Source organism: Flavobacterium cheonanense, assembly GCF_039539185.1.
In the GTDB taxonomy this organism is placed as follows: domain Bacteria; phylum Bacteroidota; class Bacteroidia; order Flavobacteriales; family Flavobacteriaceae; genus Flavobacterium; species Flavobacterium cheonanense.
Genome location: NZ_BAABCT010000002.1, coordinates 114,742 through 131,706, shown reverse-complemented (window position 1 = coordinate 131,706; position 16,965 = coordinate 114,742). Strand labels below are relative to the sequence as shown.

Genomic DNA, 16,965 nt, shown 5'->3' with positions numbered 1-16,965 from the left:
AAATTTGATGCTTGAATTTTATTATAGAAAATTAGGTTTAGGATAGTTATTGTTGAAACCAGTAAGGTATAGTTTAAATTATTGTAACGCAAAGTCAGGTGACATTTGCGTAGCATTTTTGAAGAACTCTTCGCGGAGTTGGATTTGCTAATTTTAGTAAAAGTTTCTTATATTTGTAGTGTATAACTACATGCGCAGATACGTCTAAGCATTTCCACTATATATTAAAGCAACTGTACTTAGTTGCTTTTTTTAGTTGTTTAGATTGACAAAACACATTTCTTGTTTTGTCATTCCGTAGGAATCTCACTAGTAACTCATGTATTGTTATTCTTTATGTGATTGCTTTGTGTGATTGTTTTTTGTGATTCTTCGTGCCTCAAAATGACAAAAAAGAAAATGACAAAATAATGTTTAACTATTCTCCACAATTTCAATTTCTTCTTGTGTCAACCCATACAACTCATAAACCATAGCATCAATCGCTTTATCAGTAACTGCTATTTCTTGTTGTAGTGCGTTGGCTTTTTGTTTATTTTCTTCAAATAAATCGATCCAATCAAATTCGTCTTTTTTGGTTAAAGGTGTGCCTTTTTGCACTTTTATGGCTTTGTTGATTTCTTTAATGAATTCTTCAAACGATACATCATACCATTTCTCTAATTTACCCGATAATTTCTCCAACTTAAATTGTCCCGAAAAATACTTGCTGAATTTCAAACTAATTTCTTGTAAGTCTTTATTCAACGATAACATTAAATCGGCTTTTTCGATGAAAGGTTGTTGATCGTTTTTAGTTGCAATTTTGATAGGTAATTGTTTTAATTGATAACCTTTTATTTTAGGAAATAACTGTTTACCATCCGAATAATTTGATAGCCAATATTTTTTTATTAAATTAGAATTTAATATTGCTAATATGTATTTTAAAGAATATTTTTCGTCTGTTAGATATAGATTATATAAGGTATTTGACGTTACAATATCTGGTTCACAAATACCAATAATAGGAGTTTGTCCAATTTGTCTAACTACAATTCTTAATTTTTTATAAACAGAATAATCACCTCCACTTTTTATATTTGTAGAAACAAAATTAAAATACTTGTTTGGATTTGAAAATTCATATCTATTTATTTCGGCACCATCAATCATTGGTAAAAATTGATCATTTTCTTTTTTATCAGAAATAGATGTTTTTCTATCATAAGCTTGAATCCCAAAATATGAATTCCCAATTTCTTCAAATTTTAAACATTTTTTGAATTTGAACTTTTGCTCTATTTTAATGTTAAAATTATTTTCAGAATCATTTAACCAATCTAATTGATTTTTATTTCCTAATGATTCAATTACACCTAATTTTGATTTAAATGTTTCAATTGAATTATTTAATTTTTTATCTTTTTTTAGAATTATAGTTGCTACATCAACTCCTGCATCAATAAATACAGAATCTTCATAATTGACTAAAATTTCGATTGATGTATTATTTAGAATATAATTTCTTAATTTTTGAATATACTTATTTGTCAAATATGTATTTGGAGTAATAAATCCTAGCTTTCCATTATTCTTTAAATACTTAATTGATTTTTCAAAAAATAAATGGAATAAATCAATTTTATAACTAGCAACTTCAAACTTTTTAAAGTATTCAAGAGTATCTTCTTTTGTATTTGATTGTTGACATAATACATAAGGCGGATTCCCAATCACCACATCAAAACCACCTTTTTCAAACACTTGCGGAAATTCGTTGTGCCAATTAAACGCTTTGTCGCCTGCAATCGTGGCATCGTCTACTAGTGAGTTGCCACATTTTATATTGTTGTTTAAGCTGTTTAGTTTTCTATTGCGTTGTGCCGTGCGTAACCATAACGAGAGTTTGGCAATTTCTACACTTTCTTCGTTGAGGTCTACACCAAAAAGGTTGTTTTCTAAAATGCTTCCTTCTACATCGCTCAATACCAACGCATCACCAAATAGTTTGGCTTGCAATTCGTCAACATATTTGTGTTCGGCAATTAAAAATTCCAACGCTTGGTTCAAAAAAGCGCCACTGCCACACGCTGGGTCCACAATGGTCAATTGCAACAACCATTTTCTGTAACTGTCTAGGGTTTCTATCAGTTTCTTTTTGGTGGCAACCGTTATGCGTTTGTCGATGGTGTATTTGGTTTCGTCAAGTGCTAATTCGGTTTTCTTTTCTTCACACAGTTTGCCAATGGTGTTGTCTACTATGTATTTGGTAATGTATTTGGGTGTGTAAAAAACTCCGTCTTTCTTGCGTTTGGTTTTGGTTTTATCTAATTCTTGACCTTCAATAGCGTTAGTAATTTCGTCGATTTCGTTCAACGAATTTTCAAAAATATGACCGAGAATGTTTACGTCAACTTCACTTTCAAAATCGTATTCGCTTAATTTTTTGGTATGTTTAAAAAGCAAATCGTCATCGATAGCAATCGTGTCTAAAACATCATCCGGTTGAAACAAACCGCCATTGTAAGCATAAATATCATATTGTGCTGTTACAATTTCGTTGGTATGTTTTCCAAAAGCAGGCAAACTCACACGTGCACCAGTATTCAAATCTTGAAAATACATTTTATATCGGTCGTACAACGAAACAGAAACGCGTGCTTCACGAAGTTTTTGCCATTCGAGATTGATACTAAAAATCAAATTGGTGGGCAACAATTGTCTATCTTCTGCAAAGAAAATGAATAGAAATCTATCTAATAACTTTTGAGTTTTCTTGAACAAAAGCAATCGGTCATACTGAGGATTTAGCTTTTCAATATCGGTAAACAATTCTTTTCTAAAAGCCGAATAATCTTTGTATAATTCTTTGGTGATTTTATCTTCATTGGAAACACTTTCGTTTTTGATTTTCTTGGGTAAATCAGTTTGCATACTTTCCAAAGAAAGGCAAGTATATAGCAAATCAAATTCGGCACGAGAAAGCGTAAACAGATTAAATTCTATATGTTCGGTAGCGTTGTCAATATAAAAGCGTAGTTTTTCAAAGTTGGAAATAATCACATAACTGCAATTCTTCTGATTGTTTTTATAGCCAAAGGCTTGGTTTTCTATTTTAGCTAAATCGGTAGTTTCAGTTCCTTTAAGTTCAATTACGGCGTGCACATTTTCGTTCAGAATAATGGCGCCATCGGCTTTCTTGCTATTGGTTTCGTTTTTCTGTTCCGAAATCAAATTATAATGCGCATCAGGATTTAAAGTATAACCCAAAATTTGAACAAATAAATCACGAAGAAATCCTTCTTGATATTGTTCTTCTTTACTATTTCGAATGTTGTCTTGCTTGGCAGTATTATGAAAAATGGTTGAAAAAAGTTGCCACTTTTCGTCTAGCTTTTTTTTATCGAGTGTATTGGTGTATTTTTTAACAACGTTATTTTGAAACAGCGACATAATTTGGTTTTGATGTTTTTCAAAACTACAAAAAAATATTAATTTTTCTTCAACAACTTACTTTTCATTTTACTAAAAAACTCAGGTGTAACACCAATGTAAGAAGCAATTTGCTTTTGAGGTATTTTTTGAATTAGTGTTGGGTATTTTGAACAGAATTTTTCGAAGCGTTCTTCTGCAGATAAACTTAAGTTATCCATTAAGCGTTCTTGGTGTGATACCAACGAGTTTTCAGCTAGAATTCTGAAAAAGCGTTCTAATTTTGGAATTTCATTATATAATTCCTGATGATTTTCTTTGGTGATGATAACCACTTCGGCATCTTCTAAAACTTCAATAAAAAGATTACCAGGTTTTCCTGAAATATAACTGTACATATCACCAATCCACCAACCTTCACAAGCAAAATGCAAAACATGCTCGATAATGTTGTCGTTAATGTTGAAACTTCTTAAAATACCCGAATTTACAAAGTAAGTACAATTAGCAATTTCACTCGAACTCAATAAAATAGTTTTAGCTTTTAAGTGTTTAGTTTCGGTTTTAGATAAAAACAAAGCTTCTTCATCAGAAGTTAAAGAAACATGTTTAGCGATATTTTTTAGGATAGATTGCATAAGTTCAAAAATACAGTTAAAATAGTTTTTCTAACAAATATTTTTCTAATCCGTTTAATCTGTGCAAATCTGTGGCAAAATAGTATATTTGATTGTTTAAAATTGAATTATGAAATCGCATCAACAAAAAGTTTGCTAAGCAAACACCTTTAAACAAAGCGATACCATATTTGACCTCTAAAAAATAAATTCTGCAAATATGAAAACCGAAAAAGAAAAAATGCTCGATGGAGAAATCTATTTTGCTAACGATAAAGTCTTAATGGCAGAGCGATTACGAGCTAAAAAGTTACTTCATAGATTGAATGTTACAGAGTATGTAATGAATGGAAATTCAAGAAATATTCTGCGTGAACTAATGCCCAATGCTCACAAAAGATTATATATCGAACCACCATTTCATTGCGATTATGGCTATAATATTCATTCGGGAGAAAATGTATATTTTAATGTCAATTGTGTGGTTTTAGATACTATGAAAATTGAAATTGGCAACAATGTTTTTTTTGGTCCAAATGTTCATATTTACACAGCAACGCATCCACTTGACGCTGTTGAAAGACGAACAGTTGAGTTTTCAAAACCTGTTTCTATTGGTGATGATTGTTGGATAGGAGGAAACTCTGTAATTTGTCCAGGTGTTAAAATTGGAAATGGTTGTACAATTGGAGCCGGAAGTGTCGTGACAAAAGACATATCAGATAATTCACTCGCAGTTGGAAATCCTGCAAAAGTAATTCGGAAGTTAAACCAATAAAAAAACCTCAAAGTTTGAATTTTGAGGTTTGTTATTTATTTGGAATTTGGAATTTATTTTTTTGGAATTTTACACCAACGCTTCTTTAATACGTTTCATAGCTTCAGCTAATAATTCTTCACTAGTTGCATAAGAAAAGCGAATACAATTTGGATTGCCAAAAGCATCACCTGTTACAGTTGCAACATTAGCTTCTGCCAATAAATACATCGAAAAATCATCAGCATTATTGATTAATTTTCCACGTAAAGTTTTTCCAAAATAATAAGAAACATCAGGAAAAACGTAAAAAGCACCTTCGGGTACATTTAGCTTGAATCCAGGAATCTCTTTAACTAAACCAACAACTAAATCTCTACGGTTTTTGAAAGCAGAAACCATTTCGTTCAACACACTTGGATCAGCATCAACTGCGGTAATTGTAGCTCTTTGTGCGATAGAATTCGCTCCAGAAGTAACTTGTCCTTGCATTTTTGTACAGGCTTTTGCGATTATTTCAGAAGCACCAATATATCCAATTCTCCAACCAGTCATAGCAAATGCTTTTGCAACACCATTTACTGTTATCGTTCTGTCAAACATTCCGTCAATAGTAGCTATACTGCAGAAAGTTCCAGAGAAATTAATGTGTTCGTATATTTCATCTGAAACTACATAAATTTCGTTTGTTTGATTTAAAATCACTTTTGATAAAGCTGTCAATTCCTCACGATTATATACAGAACCACTAGGATTACATGGCGAACTATACCAAATCATTTTAGTTTTTGGAGTAATAGCTTTTTCTAATTGTTCCGGTGTAATTTTGAAATCACTTTCAACCGAAGTTGGAACTTCAACTGGAATTCCGCCAGCCATTTTTATAATTTCAAAGTAAGAAACCCAGTATGGCGCAGGAAGAATAACTTCATCACCTTCATTAATCATACATTGAGCAATGTTGTATAAAGATTGTTTTGCTCCAGTAGAAACCACAATATTTGCAGGTTTGTAATCTAAATTATTATCACGTTTAAATTTTCTACAAATAGCTTCTTTCAATTCCATATAACCATCAACAGGTGAGTAAGTTGAGTAGTTTTCGTCGATTGCTTTTTTAGCCGCTTCTTTGATAAAATCAGGTGTGTTAAAATCGGGCTCACCCAAACTTAAACTGATAATGTCTTTTCCTTGTGCTTTTAATTCTCTTGCTAATGCTGCCATAGCAAGAGTTTGTGATGTAGATAGTTGGTTAATTCTGTCTGATAATGGGTTGCTCATTGTTGTGTTGTTGATTATACTAATTATAAAAATTTAAACCATTAAGAGATTAAGAAAATTAAGTTTAGCTTAATGGACCTTAATGCCTTAATGGTTTAAATAATCTTCATTTTAATTTTTTACGATAACTGAGGTTGTCTTCCTAAATCTCTCAAATGAGTAAAGTGCGAATAAATTGCAGCTCTAGTTGTTTTGAATTCATAATAAGGAAGATTACATTCTTTTGCAGTTTCTCTTACAAATTCAGCTATTTTATTATAATGAATATGGCTGATATTTGGGAAAATATGATGCTCAATTTGATGATTTAATCCACCAGTGTAATAGTTTACTAACCAATTTTTTGGTGCAAAGTTAGCAGTAGTATACAATTGGTGAATTGCCCAAGTATTTTCTATTTCGCCTTCATCATTTGGAATTGGATTATCCGTTTCATGAACTACGTGAGCCAATTGGAATACAACACTCAGAATAACTCCGGCTGTGTAGTGCATGATAAAGAATCCGATTAGAACTTGCCACCAACTTACATGTCCAACAAGAATTGGAATTACAATCCACATTGAAAAATAAATAACTTTCGTAATCACTAATGTTGTCCAACGAATTACAGGTTTTTTAAACTCTCCGTAAGATAAATTTCTCTTTAAATAACGTCTCATTTGTTGAAAATCGGTTGTAATTGCCCAATTGAAAGTCAATAATCCGTAAAGAATAAATGAATAATAGTGTTGGAATTTATGATGACTATACCATTTTGCCTCTTTGGTGAAACGTAAAATTCTTCCAGCTTCTAAGTCTTCATCATGGCCAAGAATATTAGTATAAGTATGGTGCAAAACATTGTGTTGAACTTGCCAATTATAAACATTACCAGCAAGAATATAAATGCTTCCACCCATGAATTTATTAACCCAACCTTTGTTAGAATAGGCGCCGTGATTTCCATCGTGCATTACATTCATTCCAACGCCAGCCATTCCAACTCCAATTACTACGTTAAGTAAAAGATAAGCCCAAAAAGGCATTTCCATTGCTAGTAAAAAGAAATAAGGCGTTAAGAAAATGGTAAACATTACAATTGTTTTTAAATGTAATTTCCAGTTTCCGGTTTTATCAATGTTGTTTTCTTTAAAATAATCGTTTACTCTTTTATTTAAAGTTCTAAAAAATTTAAGATTGTCGTTTTTAGAAAAGACAGGTGTTGTGGTATTCATAAATTTGGAATTCTAATAATTTGTTCAAAGGTAAATATTATATTTTTTTTAGAAGTAAAAACAAATCATAATTATTAACCAAAAAGACTATTTTTGTTGAAAATTCAATTTATGGAAGAAATTCTGAAGCAATTTCCAAATCTAACTGATAATCAGATACAACAATTTGAAATGTTGCAAAATTTATATGAAGATTGGAACGCTAAAATCAACGTAATTTCGAGAAAAGACATTGACGAATTGTATACACGTCACGTTTTACATTCGTTAGGAATTGCTAAAGTTTTAGAATTCAAATCAGGTTCTAAAATTATGGATGTTGGAACTGGTGGAGGTTTTCCTGCAATTCCATTGGCTATTTTATTTCCGGAAGCTAATTTTTATGCTATTGATATTATTGCCAAAAAAATAAAGGTAGTTAATGAAGTTATCAAAGCTCTAGGATTAAAAAATATTAAAGCAGAACAAAAAAGAGCCGAAATTGTAACGCATGATTTTGATTTCATCGTAAGTCGCGCCGTTACGAATATGCCTGACTTTGTGAGTTGGGTAAAAGGAAAAATGAAAACCAAATCGAAACACGAATTAGAAAACGGAATTTTATATTTAAAAGGTGGCGATTTGTCTGAAGAGTTGAAAGATTTTCCAAAGGCAACTGAATACAATTTATCTGATTATTTTTCTAATGAATTTTTTGAAACCAAAAAAGTAGTTCATTTACCTTTGAAATAAAAAAGTCTCCAAATTTGGAGACTTTTTAGTTTTTAACCTTTTATTATTTTCTTAGTGACACTTCCTTGACTATTTTTTAATGTTACTAAGTAAACACCGTTTGATAGTGAAATAGGGATTTCAAGTAAACCATTAATAGTTTGATTATTCATTTCAACAATAGTTTTTCCAAGTATATCTTTCACAACTATTGAGGCATTTTCTATAGTATAGTTTGAGTTAATTTGTAAACTATTCTGAATCGGGTTTTGAATCCAAAAATTATTTAAAGCTAAATTTTCATTATTTGTTAAAATTGGATTTAAAATTTCTGCTAAAGCAAATGCTGTGTTTTGGGAGTTTAAAGTAACGTGATTTTCATTTACTGTTGGAATTGAAGAGGCAGCAAATGGCGTAGTTGAACTACTATTTATTGGAGCATAAAGATTTGTTGTATTTGAAACTGCCATAGAACTCCATACTGGAATAAAACAAAAGTAGTCAACTAATAAATTATCAAAAAACTCCGTAAGTAAAGGGTCTGTTCCAGCTCCAGCTTGAAAACCAGCCATATCAAATCTTCCTCCTGGTGCAGAGTCTAAACCATCTGTATAAGTCGGCGATTTTGAGTTAGCAGCGCTTTCATAACCAGTTATCCAGAAAAATAAAAAATATTGTTGTCCTCTAAATCGGCTTACTTCATTAGTTTGATTCGCAGCTGGTGTAAATCTCAAATTAATTATGGCTCTCTGTGTTGAAGTTACGTTAAACGTATGGTTCATCGCTTCAAAGTTAGGAGAATAATTCATAGAGCCATTTCCTGCGCCATTTGAAATAGAAACATTTCTTGTGTTAACAGGAAATCCCATAGTGTTGAGTTCAGTTTGAAATGCATTTCTAAAATTAGGTGCTCCAGTTGGAAGTAGAGAGTTTGAAGTTGTATTAAATTCAAAAGCACTTCCTGATTGTAGGTGTCCTTCAAAATGATCAATCAACATTTGTTTAGCGGCAGGACTTTTAATTAAACCATCAACTACTGGCTGAACTGCTGTACTTCCAAGTGGTCCGTAAGCCATGTAATTAAATAAATGTTGAAAACCAATTGGAACGTTTGCGCCAAGATGTGGTGAATCAAAAGAAATGTACAATCTTGTTTGATGAGTTAAATTATTCATTTCCATATAACGAAGAGCATAACGCGATATTAGTCCGCCCATACTTGGACCAATAACCACATTCTGTTCGCTGCCGACTTTTTGTGCATTAATTTGGTTTATCAATTCAACCAAAATCATTGCATTTCGTTGAATGTAATCAACGCCACCATCAACTACTGTTGTTGTTCCTGTTCTGGTATAAACTGGAAAATTTAATATAATTACATCAAATCCTTGTGCTCTTAAATCGGTAGCCAAATTTTGACCAGTTCCATAATTTAATGATTGATAAATTATTGTACTGTTTCTTGAGTCACCTGGATCAAAACCATCTACTAAAAAAATAGGTTTGTCTAAAACTCCATTTGTGGTATCCATAAAAAGTTCATATTCACCTTGCCCAAAATAGGGTGCAGTTTCGTTATAACCTTGATAAGCAATGGTTGAGGTGATAGGTAAAACTATATTTGGGGTTTGGGCTTCATTATTTTTCCCTTGAATATTTTCAATAGATGTGATTTCAAATTCAAATGAATTTTGAACTTTGCTTCCATCAGTAAATTCAATTTTGTAATCAACTATTTGATTGCCAGTTTCTTTGAAATTTAGTTGAAAAGGTTTGTTAAAATTGATTTTTACCCAATTAGAATCTTCCAGTTTTAGTTCAACAGAAAGAATTTTTTTATTGGTAGAATTTAAAATAAAATCTTCTTTAAGTAGAAATGTGTTACTATTTGACTTACTTAATAAAGGCGATACTAGACTAATAGTATGTTTTTCAAAAAGCCCAGTAGCATTTGGTTTAACATTATATTGATTGTTTTGAAGAAAAACATCACCATTATCAATTGAAGTTCTTTTTAGAGTTTCATACTCAGTGATTAAAATAGCTAACGGAATTTGTTTAGTTGCTTTTCCAAAGTTGGCTTCGTTTTTTAAAATTTCATATTTTGGTAAGCGTTGTAAGAAATCAGCTCTTTGAATTTCATGGTAAAACTGATTAAAAGTGTTGGAATTAATGGGTTTAGAACCAATCGTTGCAGCTTTTGACAAATCAAAAACTCTATCGTGAAGGATTTTAGTTTCTGTTTTTTCTTTCAATAAATCATAAGTCTTATCTTGGCTGTAGCCAAATATTGAAATAAGAAAAATAAATAATAAAGTAATTTTTGACTTCATAGTTTGTTAGTTTTGAATTTCGAAGATACAAAAAATTAGTAATCAGCCAAATAAAAAAAGCTCAAACATTTCTGAATGAGCTTTTAAAATTTCACTTTGTTTTTGAAATTATTCTCCTAAAAATGGATATCTATAATCTTCTGGAGTTACGAAAGTTTCTTTTATAGTTCTTGGCGAAACCCAACGCAATAAGTTTTGCATCGAACCTGCTTTATCATTCGTTCCCGAAGCTCTTGCTCCACCAAAAGGTTGCATTCCTACAACAGCTCCTGTTGGTTTGTCGTTAATATAGAAATTTCCTGCAGCGTTTTCTAAAGCTTTTGTTGCTTCAATTGTAGCATATCGGTCTTGACTGAAAATAGCACCAGTTAAAGCATATTCTGAAGTCTCGTCAACTAATTTTAAAGTTTCGTTCCATTTAGCATCTTCATACACATAAATGGTAATTACAGGACCAAAAAGTTCGGTTTCCATTGTAGTATATTTCGGATTTGTAGTAACGATAACTGTTGGTTCTATGAAATATCCTTTCGATTTATCATAATTTCCACCAAGGATAATTTCTGCATCTGCATCTTTTTTTGCTTGGTCGATATAGCTTGCTAATTTGTCAAAAGAACCTTCGTGAATTACTGCTGTAATGAAGTTTGAAAAATCTTCTGGACTTCCCATTTTCATTGAATTTACATCAATAATTAATTGCTCTTTTACGGCTGGCCATAAACTTTGAGGAATGTAAGCTCTTGAGGCAGCAGAACATTTTTGACCTTGAAATTCAAAGGCACCACGAGTAATTCCAGTAACTACTTGTTTTACATTTGCTGATGGATGAGCTACGACAAAATCTTTTCCTCCAGTTTCTCCAACTATTCTAGGATACGTTTTATATGAATGAATTTGTGTTCCAATTTTCTTCCAAATTTCTTTGAAAACGAAGGTTGAACCTGTATAGTGAACTCCAGCAAAATCTGGTGATGCTAAAACAGTATCAGTAATCATCACTGGATCACCAAAAACTACATTAATAACTCCATCAGGAACACCTGCTTCTCTGAAAACGTCAATAATAATTTTAGCAGAAAAAACTTGGCTATCACTTGGTTTCCAAACTACTGTATTTCCCATTAAAGCGGCACTTGCAGGAAGATTAGCCGCAATAGCTGTAAAGTTAAATGGCGTAATAGCGTAAATAAATCCTTCAAGCGGACGGTATTCTACTTTATTCCAAACATCTGAATTTGAAGTTGGTTGGTCTTGATAAATTTGCGTCATGAATTCTACGTTGTAACGTAAAAAGTCAATCAATTCGCACGATGCATCAATTTCTGCTTGAAAAATGGTTTTCGATTGAGCAATCATTGTTGCGGCATTAATTCTTGCACGATAAGGTCCAGCAATTAATTCAGCTGCTTTTAAAAAGATCGCTGCTCTGTGTTCCCAAGGCATTTGCGACCATTTTTTTCTTGCTTCTAATGCTGATGCGATTGCTTTTTCTACATGAGATTTGTCAGCCAAATGATAAGTACCAACGATATGTTGATGGTCATGAGGCGCAGACATTGTACGTGTGTTTCCAGTTTTAATTTGTTCTGAACCAATATACATTGGAACATCGATTGTTTCGTTCCACATTTTCTTATAGGCAGCTAAAACAGCTGCTTTTTCTGGAGAATTTGGAGCGTATGATTTTACAGGTTCATTAACCGCTTTTGGTACGTGAAAGAATCCTTTAGGCATATCTTATATTTTGAAAATTAGACAATTTGATAAATAGACAATTCAAATAATGCGAATTATTTAATTTGTAACAAAAGTACAAAGGAAAATCTAAATTTTTGATAACAAATGTTACGAAACTTTTCGAGAGAAATTTCGGATGTATTTTTAAAAAATAAAAGCTTATTAATTTAAAGCGTAAGGTGCACTCAAACGAAATGTTGGAACAATTACTCTAAAATTTTTGGTTGAAGTAAAGTTAATCATGTTGAAGAATCCGCGCATTGCTCCATGAGGAGAAGAAAGTAAGCATCCAGAACTGTAGGTGTGTGACTCACCAGGCTTTAAAACAGGTTTTTTCCCAATAACGCCTTCGCCATCAACTACTTCAACATCATTAAGTGAGTCAAAAATTTCCCAATGACGTGAGGTTAATTGAACAGAATCTTTGCTGTGATTTTCGATAGTTATCTCATAAGAAAAGGCAAAATGAATCTTATAGTTCTTGAAGTAGGTGCCTTCAAAACTAGTTACGACCGATATTTTTATGCCTCTTGTAATTTGAGAAACCATAATCAAACTTTTTGTAAAGTTACAAAAATAATAAAAAAACCAATGTGATTTTTATGTTAAAGATTTTTAATTGATTATGTCTGTTGAAGTTGCAACTCCTTTTCCAATAACTCTATCATATCTTTGATTGTTTTCACGATAATAAACTATTGCGAAATAATTATTCTCAGTTTGAAAGAAATTACCATCAATTGCATTTGATTCATCAATCTTACCATTTTTATCTGCAATCGTGTATATGAAATTAGTGAAACCTTGTTTAATCATTAAAGCTTTTTCATAAATACCTTTTTTTTCATTGTATTCCATTTTATTTTCATCAGTAAGAGCGTGGTTATTAAACATTCCAGTGATATAAATATCCTTATTTTCATAAAAAGATGGTGCTGATAAAGTGAAGTATATCCATGCGTAATCTGCTTCTATTTCATCGTTTTCTGCACTGATGTTCTTAATGCTAAAATTACCATTTATGTCTGGCCAATAGGTGTAAGGATTTTTTGCTCTTGCATTGCTTGTATACAAATAACAATTATACAAACCGCCTTCGGTATCAATTCTTGCAATGCTATTATTTGCGCCTCTAATATTTTTATTTTCAAAAAATAGATATTCGTTGCCTGCCCAAAATTGTGTTTCACGATCGTATTTATAAATCAAATCGTTACCAACAGTATACATGGGTTTTATATCGCTTATTGCATTATTGAATTTTCCGTTTTGCAGCAAAAGTACTTTAACATTTTGTAATGGGCTTTGAAAAGTTATAGTGTTAGACCTTACAGCAAAATCAAGGTTGTGTTTAAAGTCAACATCTTTTACATTTCTGGCTCTTTTAACTTGCATTGGTACCGAAACCAAAGGCTCATATACTATAAATTTTCTGGCGAAAACAACTTCTTGATCTTCATTTAGAATACTAATTACATAATTACCACTAACTTTTAATTGTGTCAGTTTATTTGGGAATGGGATTCTATAGTGGGAATAAATTTGTAAAGCATTCAAGGAATTAATATGCTCTTGAATACGTTGATTATCAAAACCAACAAGATACTCATTGATCGATAATTGCGACTGTTTCCAATCATAATCGCAATGTGTAATTTTGTAATAATAATTATCTTCTGTTCCGTGTAAATCATCAAATTGCAATTGGAAAGAGTCTCCTAATTGAAATAACGGAATAACATTCTGTCCGTTTTGAACAAACGATATTGTTTTGATATGAAATGGAGGATTAACTTCTTTTTCTTGTGAATAAAGAATTGATGAAAAACAAACAGACAATAAAAATAATAATTTATGTTTCATTGGAAATGAAATTTTAAGAAGTGTAAATATAACAATAATTATAATCTAATATTGTGCCAAGCCTATATTTCTGTATTCTTGACGTTATAATTTTTTGTTAAATGTATTACAATAAACGATTTAATTTGGAGTTATGTACTATATTTAGTACAAATTAAACCACAAATTATGAATAAAATTAGAAAAACAATGCTATTCTTATTGGCAGTTCCATTGTCATTATTAGCGCAAGATTTAAACGGTTATGATAAAATTCCTTTTGATTCGAATGTAAAAACTGGAAAACTTAAAAATGGTTTGACCTATTTCATCAGAAAAAATTCAAAGCCAGAAAATAAAGTTGATTTGAGATTAGTAGTTAATGCAGGATCGATTTTAGAAACAGATGAGCAACAAGGTTTAGCACATTTTATGGAGCACATGTGCTTTAATGGAACAAAAAGATTTCCAAAAAATCAACTTGTAGATTATTTACAAAGTATTGGTGTGAAATTCGGACAACATTTAAATGCTTATACAAGCTTTGATGAAACAGTTTATTTTTTACCTATTCCATCAGACGATAAAGAAAAACTTGAAAAAGGGTTTCAAATTATTGAAGATTGGGCTTTTAATGCAAATTTGACACCCGAGGAAATTGATAAAGAAAGAGGTGTTGTGCTTGAAGAATACCGTTTAGGCCTTGGAGCAGAAAAAAGAATGATGGATCGATTTATGCCTAAAATGATGTATAATTCACAGTATGCAAATCGTTTACCAATTGGAAAAAAAGAAATTTTAGAAAATTTTACTTACGATAAAATTACTAGTTTTTATAATGATTGGTATCGTCCAAATTTAATGTCTGTTATTGTTGTTGGTGATATAGATATTGCTGAAATGGAAAAAAAGATTATAGAACATTTTTCTAAATATAAAAATCCAAAAAATGAAAAACCACGTAAAATTTACGAAGTTCCAAATCATAAAGAAACTTTTGTAAGTATTGAAAAAGATAAAGAAGCATCCGATTCAGGAGTTCAATTGCTATATAAAGATAGTGGATTACCTGAAAAAACAATAACAATTAAAGATTACAGAGATGACTTAGTGAAAGGATTATTCACAACAATGCTAAATAATCGTTTACAAGAACTTACAAATGCTCCAAATCCACCATTTGTTTATGGGTTTTCATATCATGGAGAAACTTTTGCTAGGTCGAAAGAAGGATATCAGTCATTTGCAATGGTTTCAGAGGATAAGCAACTTGAGGCGCTTAAGGTTTTAGTTGTTGAAAATGAAAGAGCTAAGAAATTTGGATTTACACAAAGTGAATTAGATAGAGCCAAATCTGAAACAATTGCAAATTATGAAAGATCTTTTAATGAAAGAGATAAAACTAATTCAGAAAGATTTGTTTCAGAATATCAAAGTTACTTTCTTCAAGGTGTACCAACTCCAGGAATTGAGTGGGAATTCAACACAATTAAAAAAATGTTGCCAACAATAACTTTATCAGAAACAAATGATTTGATAAAAAACTATGTTAAAGATGAAAACAGAGTTATTGTTTTAACAGGACCTGAAAAAGAAGGTTTGAAGCAAGTAACAGAAGCTGAAGTGTTAAATGTATTAAATGTAAAAGATACTGATGTATCAGCTTATAAAGAAACTGAAGTAGCTAGAAGTTTGTTAAGAAATGAAGTAAAAGCTGGATCAGTTGTTAAAAAAGAGTCTAATGCAAAAGTAGGAACAACAACTTTAATACTTTCTAATGGTGCTAGAGTAACCTATAAAAAAACAGATTTTAAAAATGATGAAATATTGATGGAAGCAATTAGCTTTGGAGGATCTAATTTATATTCAAATGAAGATGCTAAAAAAGTTCAATTTGCAAATGGAGGTTTAACAGAAGCTGGATTTTCTGGATTAAAGAAAAATGATATTGACAAATTTATGTCAGGAAAAATCGCAAGTGTTTCTCCATATATAAGTAACACAACTGAAGGTTTAAGAGGAAATACAACTCCAAAAGATTTAGAATATTTATTTCAAATGACACATGCTTACATGACCGATTTGAATTATGATAACGAAGCATTTGAAAGTTACAAGCAAAAACAATCGGCGTTTTTCAAGAATTTATCGTCGCAACCTAATGTGTTCTTTCAACAAGAGTTTTATGGTTATTTGATGAAAGAGAACCCAAGATTTATTGGAATTTTCCCTGACGAAAAAACATGGTCAACAACAGATTATAAATTGGCTTATGACAAATACAAAGAGCGTTTTGCTAATGCAGGAGATTTTGAATTTTTCTTTGTTGGGAATGTTGATGATAAACAAATTGAAGATTATTCGATAAAATACATTGCATCTTTACCTTCAAATACAACAAAAGAAAAAGCAGTAGATTTGGGATATAGAATGATGAAAGGTGATTTGAAAAAAGTCGTAAATAAAGGTTCAGATCCTAAAAGTAATGTTACAATTATGTATTATGGTGATGCAACCTATTCGCCAAAAGAAGCAATGGCAATGCAAGCTTTGGGTGAAGTTCTTACAATAAAATTAATTGAAGAGTTAAGAGAAAATGAAAGTGGTGTTTACGGAGTTTCTGCAAGAGGAAGTCTTAATAAAGTACCAAACGGGTCGTATAATTTTAGTATAGGTTTCCCATGCGGACCAGAAAACACTGAGAAGTTAACAGCTTCTGCTTTAAATGAATTGCAAAAAATTATTGATAATGGTCCAGATGAAAAAGATGTAGCCAAATTTAAAGAAGGTGAAATTGCCGACTTTAAAAAAGACAGTAAAGAAAACAGATTTTGGTTGAGTAATTTCACAAAAGCCTATACGTTTTCATCTTCTGCTGAAGAAATTTTATCAATGGAAGAAAGAATCAATAGTGTAACAGCTAAAGAAATTCAAGATGTTGCTAAAAAATATCTAACGAAAGATAAAGTTATTGGAATTCTAATGCCAGAAAGTAAATAATAGATTTCTTTAAAAATTAAAAAACCCTGTTAATGTAAAAGTTAACAGGG

General features: G+C 31.1%; 11 protein-coding genes. 3 read left to right on the top strand and 8 right to left on the bottom strand.

Going from position 1 to position 16,965, the window contains the following annotated elements; all coding sequences use genetic code 11:
- Positions 1-414 precede the first annotated feature (414 nt).
- Together ABD766_RS04045 and ABD766_RS04040 are read right to left on the bottom strand one after the other, a co-directional pair.
- Positions 415-3,435, bottom strand: coding sequence for an Eco57I restriction-modification methylase domain-containing protein (locus ABD766_RS04045; protein WP_344815493.1), 3,021 nt, complete (start codon positions 3,433-3,435; stop codon positions 415-417).
- A gap of 38 nt (positions 3,436-3,473) precedes the next feature.
- Complete coding sequence (locus ABD766_RS04040) at positions 3,474-4,052, bottom strand: Crp/Fnr family transcriptional regulator (protein WP_344815492.1); 579 nt, start codon at positions 4,050-4,052, stop codon at positions 3,474-3,476.
- Positions 4,053-4,251: 199 nt separating this feature from the next.
- Between ABD766_RS04040 and ABD766_RS04035 the strand changes: the two genes are divergently transcribed.
- On the top strand, positions 4,252-4,809 hold the full coding sequence (locus ABD766_RS04035) for a sugar O-acetyltransferase (protein ID WP_344815491.1): 558 nt from the start codon (positions 4,252-4,254) through the stop codon (positions 4,807-4,809).
- A 69-nt stretch (positions 4,810-4,878) separates the two neighbouring features.
- On the opposite strand, the gene ABD766_RS04030 is transcribed toward ABD766_RS04035, so the two are convergent.
- Entirely contained in the window at positions 4,879-6,069 is a 1,191-nt protein-coding gene (locus tag ABD766_RS04030; RefSeq protein WP_344815490.1) for a pyridoxal phosphate-dependent aminotransferase, read from the bottom strand.
- A 119-nt stretch (positions 6,070-6,188) separates the two neighbouring features.
- Positions 6,189-7,286 (bottom strand): fatty acid desaturase family protein, encoded by a 1,098-nt coding sequence (locus tag ABD766_RS04025; protein WP_344815489.1) that lies wholly within the window; start codon positions 7,284-7,286, stop codon positions 6,189-6,191.
- Between the two features lie 111 nt (positions 7,287-7,397).
- Between ABD766_RS04025 and rsmG the strand changes: the two genes are divergently transcribed.
- On the top strand, positions 7,398-8,018 hold the full coding sequence (gene rsmG, locus ABD766_RS04020; protein WP_344815488.1) for a 16S rRNA (guanine(527)-N(7))-methyltransferase RsmG: 621 nt from the start codon (positions 7,398-7,400) through the stop codon (positions 8,016-8,018).
- 32 nt (positions 8,019-8,050) lie between these two features.
- On the opposite strand, the gene ABD766_RS04015 is transcribed toward rsmG, so the two are convergent.
- From ABD766_RS04015 to ABD766_RS04000, 4 genes are all read right to left on the bottom strand, one after another.
- The gene (locus tag ABD766_RS04015; protein WP_344815487.1) at positions 8,051-10,333 is read right to left on the bottom strand and encodes a T9SS type A sorting domain-containing protein; all 2,283 of its coding nucleotides are present in this window, start codon (positions 10,331-10,333) and stop codon (positions 8,051-8,053) included.
- Positions 10,334-10,441: 108 nt separating this feature from the next.
- The gene (gene pruA / locus ABD766_RS04010; RefSeq protein ID WP_344815486.1) at positions 10,442-12,070 is read right to left on the bottom strand and encodes an L-glutamate gamma-semialdehyde dehydrogenase; all 1,629 of its coding nucleotides are present in this window, start codon (positions 12,068-12,070) and stop codon (positions 10,442-10,444) included.
- A gap of 165 nt (positions 12,071-12,235) precedes the next feature.
- The gene (gene apaG / locus ABD766_RS04005) at positions 12,236-12,622 is read right to left on the bottom strand and encodes a Co2+/Mg2+ efflux protein ApaG (RefSeq protein ID WP_298304576.1); all 387 of its coding nucleotides are present in this window, start codon (positions 12,620-12,622) and stop codon (positions 12,236-12,238) included.
- Between the two features lie 66 nt (positions 12,623-12,688).
- Positions 12,689-13,936, bottom strand: a complete 1,248-nt coding sequence (locus ABD766_RS04000) for a type IX secretion system plug protein (RefSeq protein ID WP_344815485.1) — start codon at positions 13,934-13,936, stop codon at positions 12,689-12,691.
- 168 nt (positions 13,937-14,104) lie between these two features.
- Between ABD766_RS04000 and ABD766_RS03995 the strand changes: the two genes are divergently transcribed.
- Positions 14,105-16,915 (top strand): M16 family metallopeptidase, encoded by a 2,811-nt coding sequence (locus ABD766_RS03995; RefSeq protein WP_344815484.1) that lies wholly within the window; start codon positions 14,105-14,107, stop codon positions 16,913-16,915.
- Positions 16,916-16,965 lie beyond the last annotated feature (50 nt).

Coding starts and splice junctions, on each gene's coding strand:
- ABD766_RS04045 (WP_344815493.1), bottom strand. CDS start 3,435: ATGTCGCTGTTTCAAAATAACGTTGTTAAAAAATACACCAATACACTC.
- ABD766_RS04015 (WP_344815487.1), bottom strand. CDS start 10,333: ATGAAGTCAAAAATTACTTTATTATTTATTTTTCTTATTTCAATATTT.
- ABD766_RS04000 (WP_344815485.1), bottom strand. CDS start 13,936: ATGAAACATAAATTATTATTTTTATTGTCTGTTTGTTTTTCATCAATT.
- ABD766_RS04035 (WP_344815491.1), top strand. CDS start 4,252: ATGAAAACCGAAAAAGAAAAAATGCTCGATGGAGAAATCTATTTTGCT.
- ABD766_RS03995 (WP_344815484.1), top strand. CDS start 14,105: ATGAATAAAATTAGAAAAACAATGCTATTCTTATTGGCAGTTCCATTG.
- apaG (WP_298304576.1), bottom strand. CDS start 12,622: ATGGTTTCTCAAATTACAAGAGGCATAAAAATATCGGTCGTAACTAGT.
- ABD766_RS04025 (WP_344815489.1), bottom strand. CDS start 7,286: ATGAATACCACAACACCTGTCTTTTCTAAAAACGACAATCTTAAATTT.
- ABD766_RS04030 (WP_344815490.1), bottom strand. CDS start 6,069: ATGAGCAACCCATTATCAGACAGAATTAACCAACTATCTACATCACAA.
- pruA (WP_344815486.1), bottom strand. CDS start 12,070: ATGCCTAAAGGATTCTTTCACGTACCAAAAGCGGTTAATGAACCTGTA.
- ABD766_RS04040 (WP_344815492.1), bottom strand. CDS start 4,052: ATGCAATCTATCCTAAAAAATATCGCTAAACATGTTTCTTTAACTTCT.
- rsmG (WP_344815488.1), top strand. CDS start 7,398: ATGGAAGAAATTCTGAAGCAATTTCCAAATCTAACTGATAATCAGATA.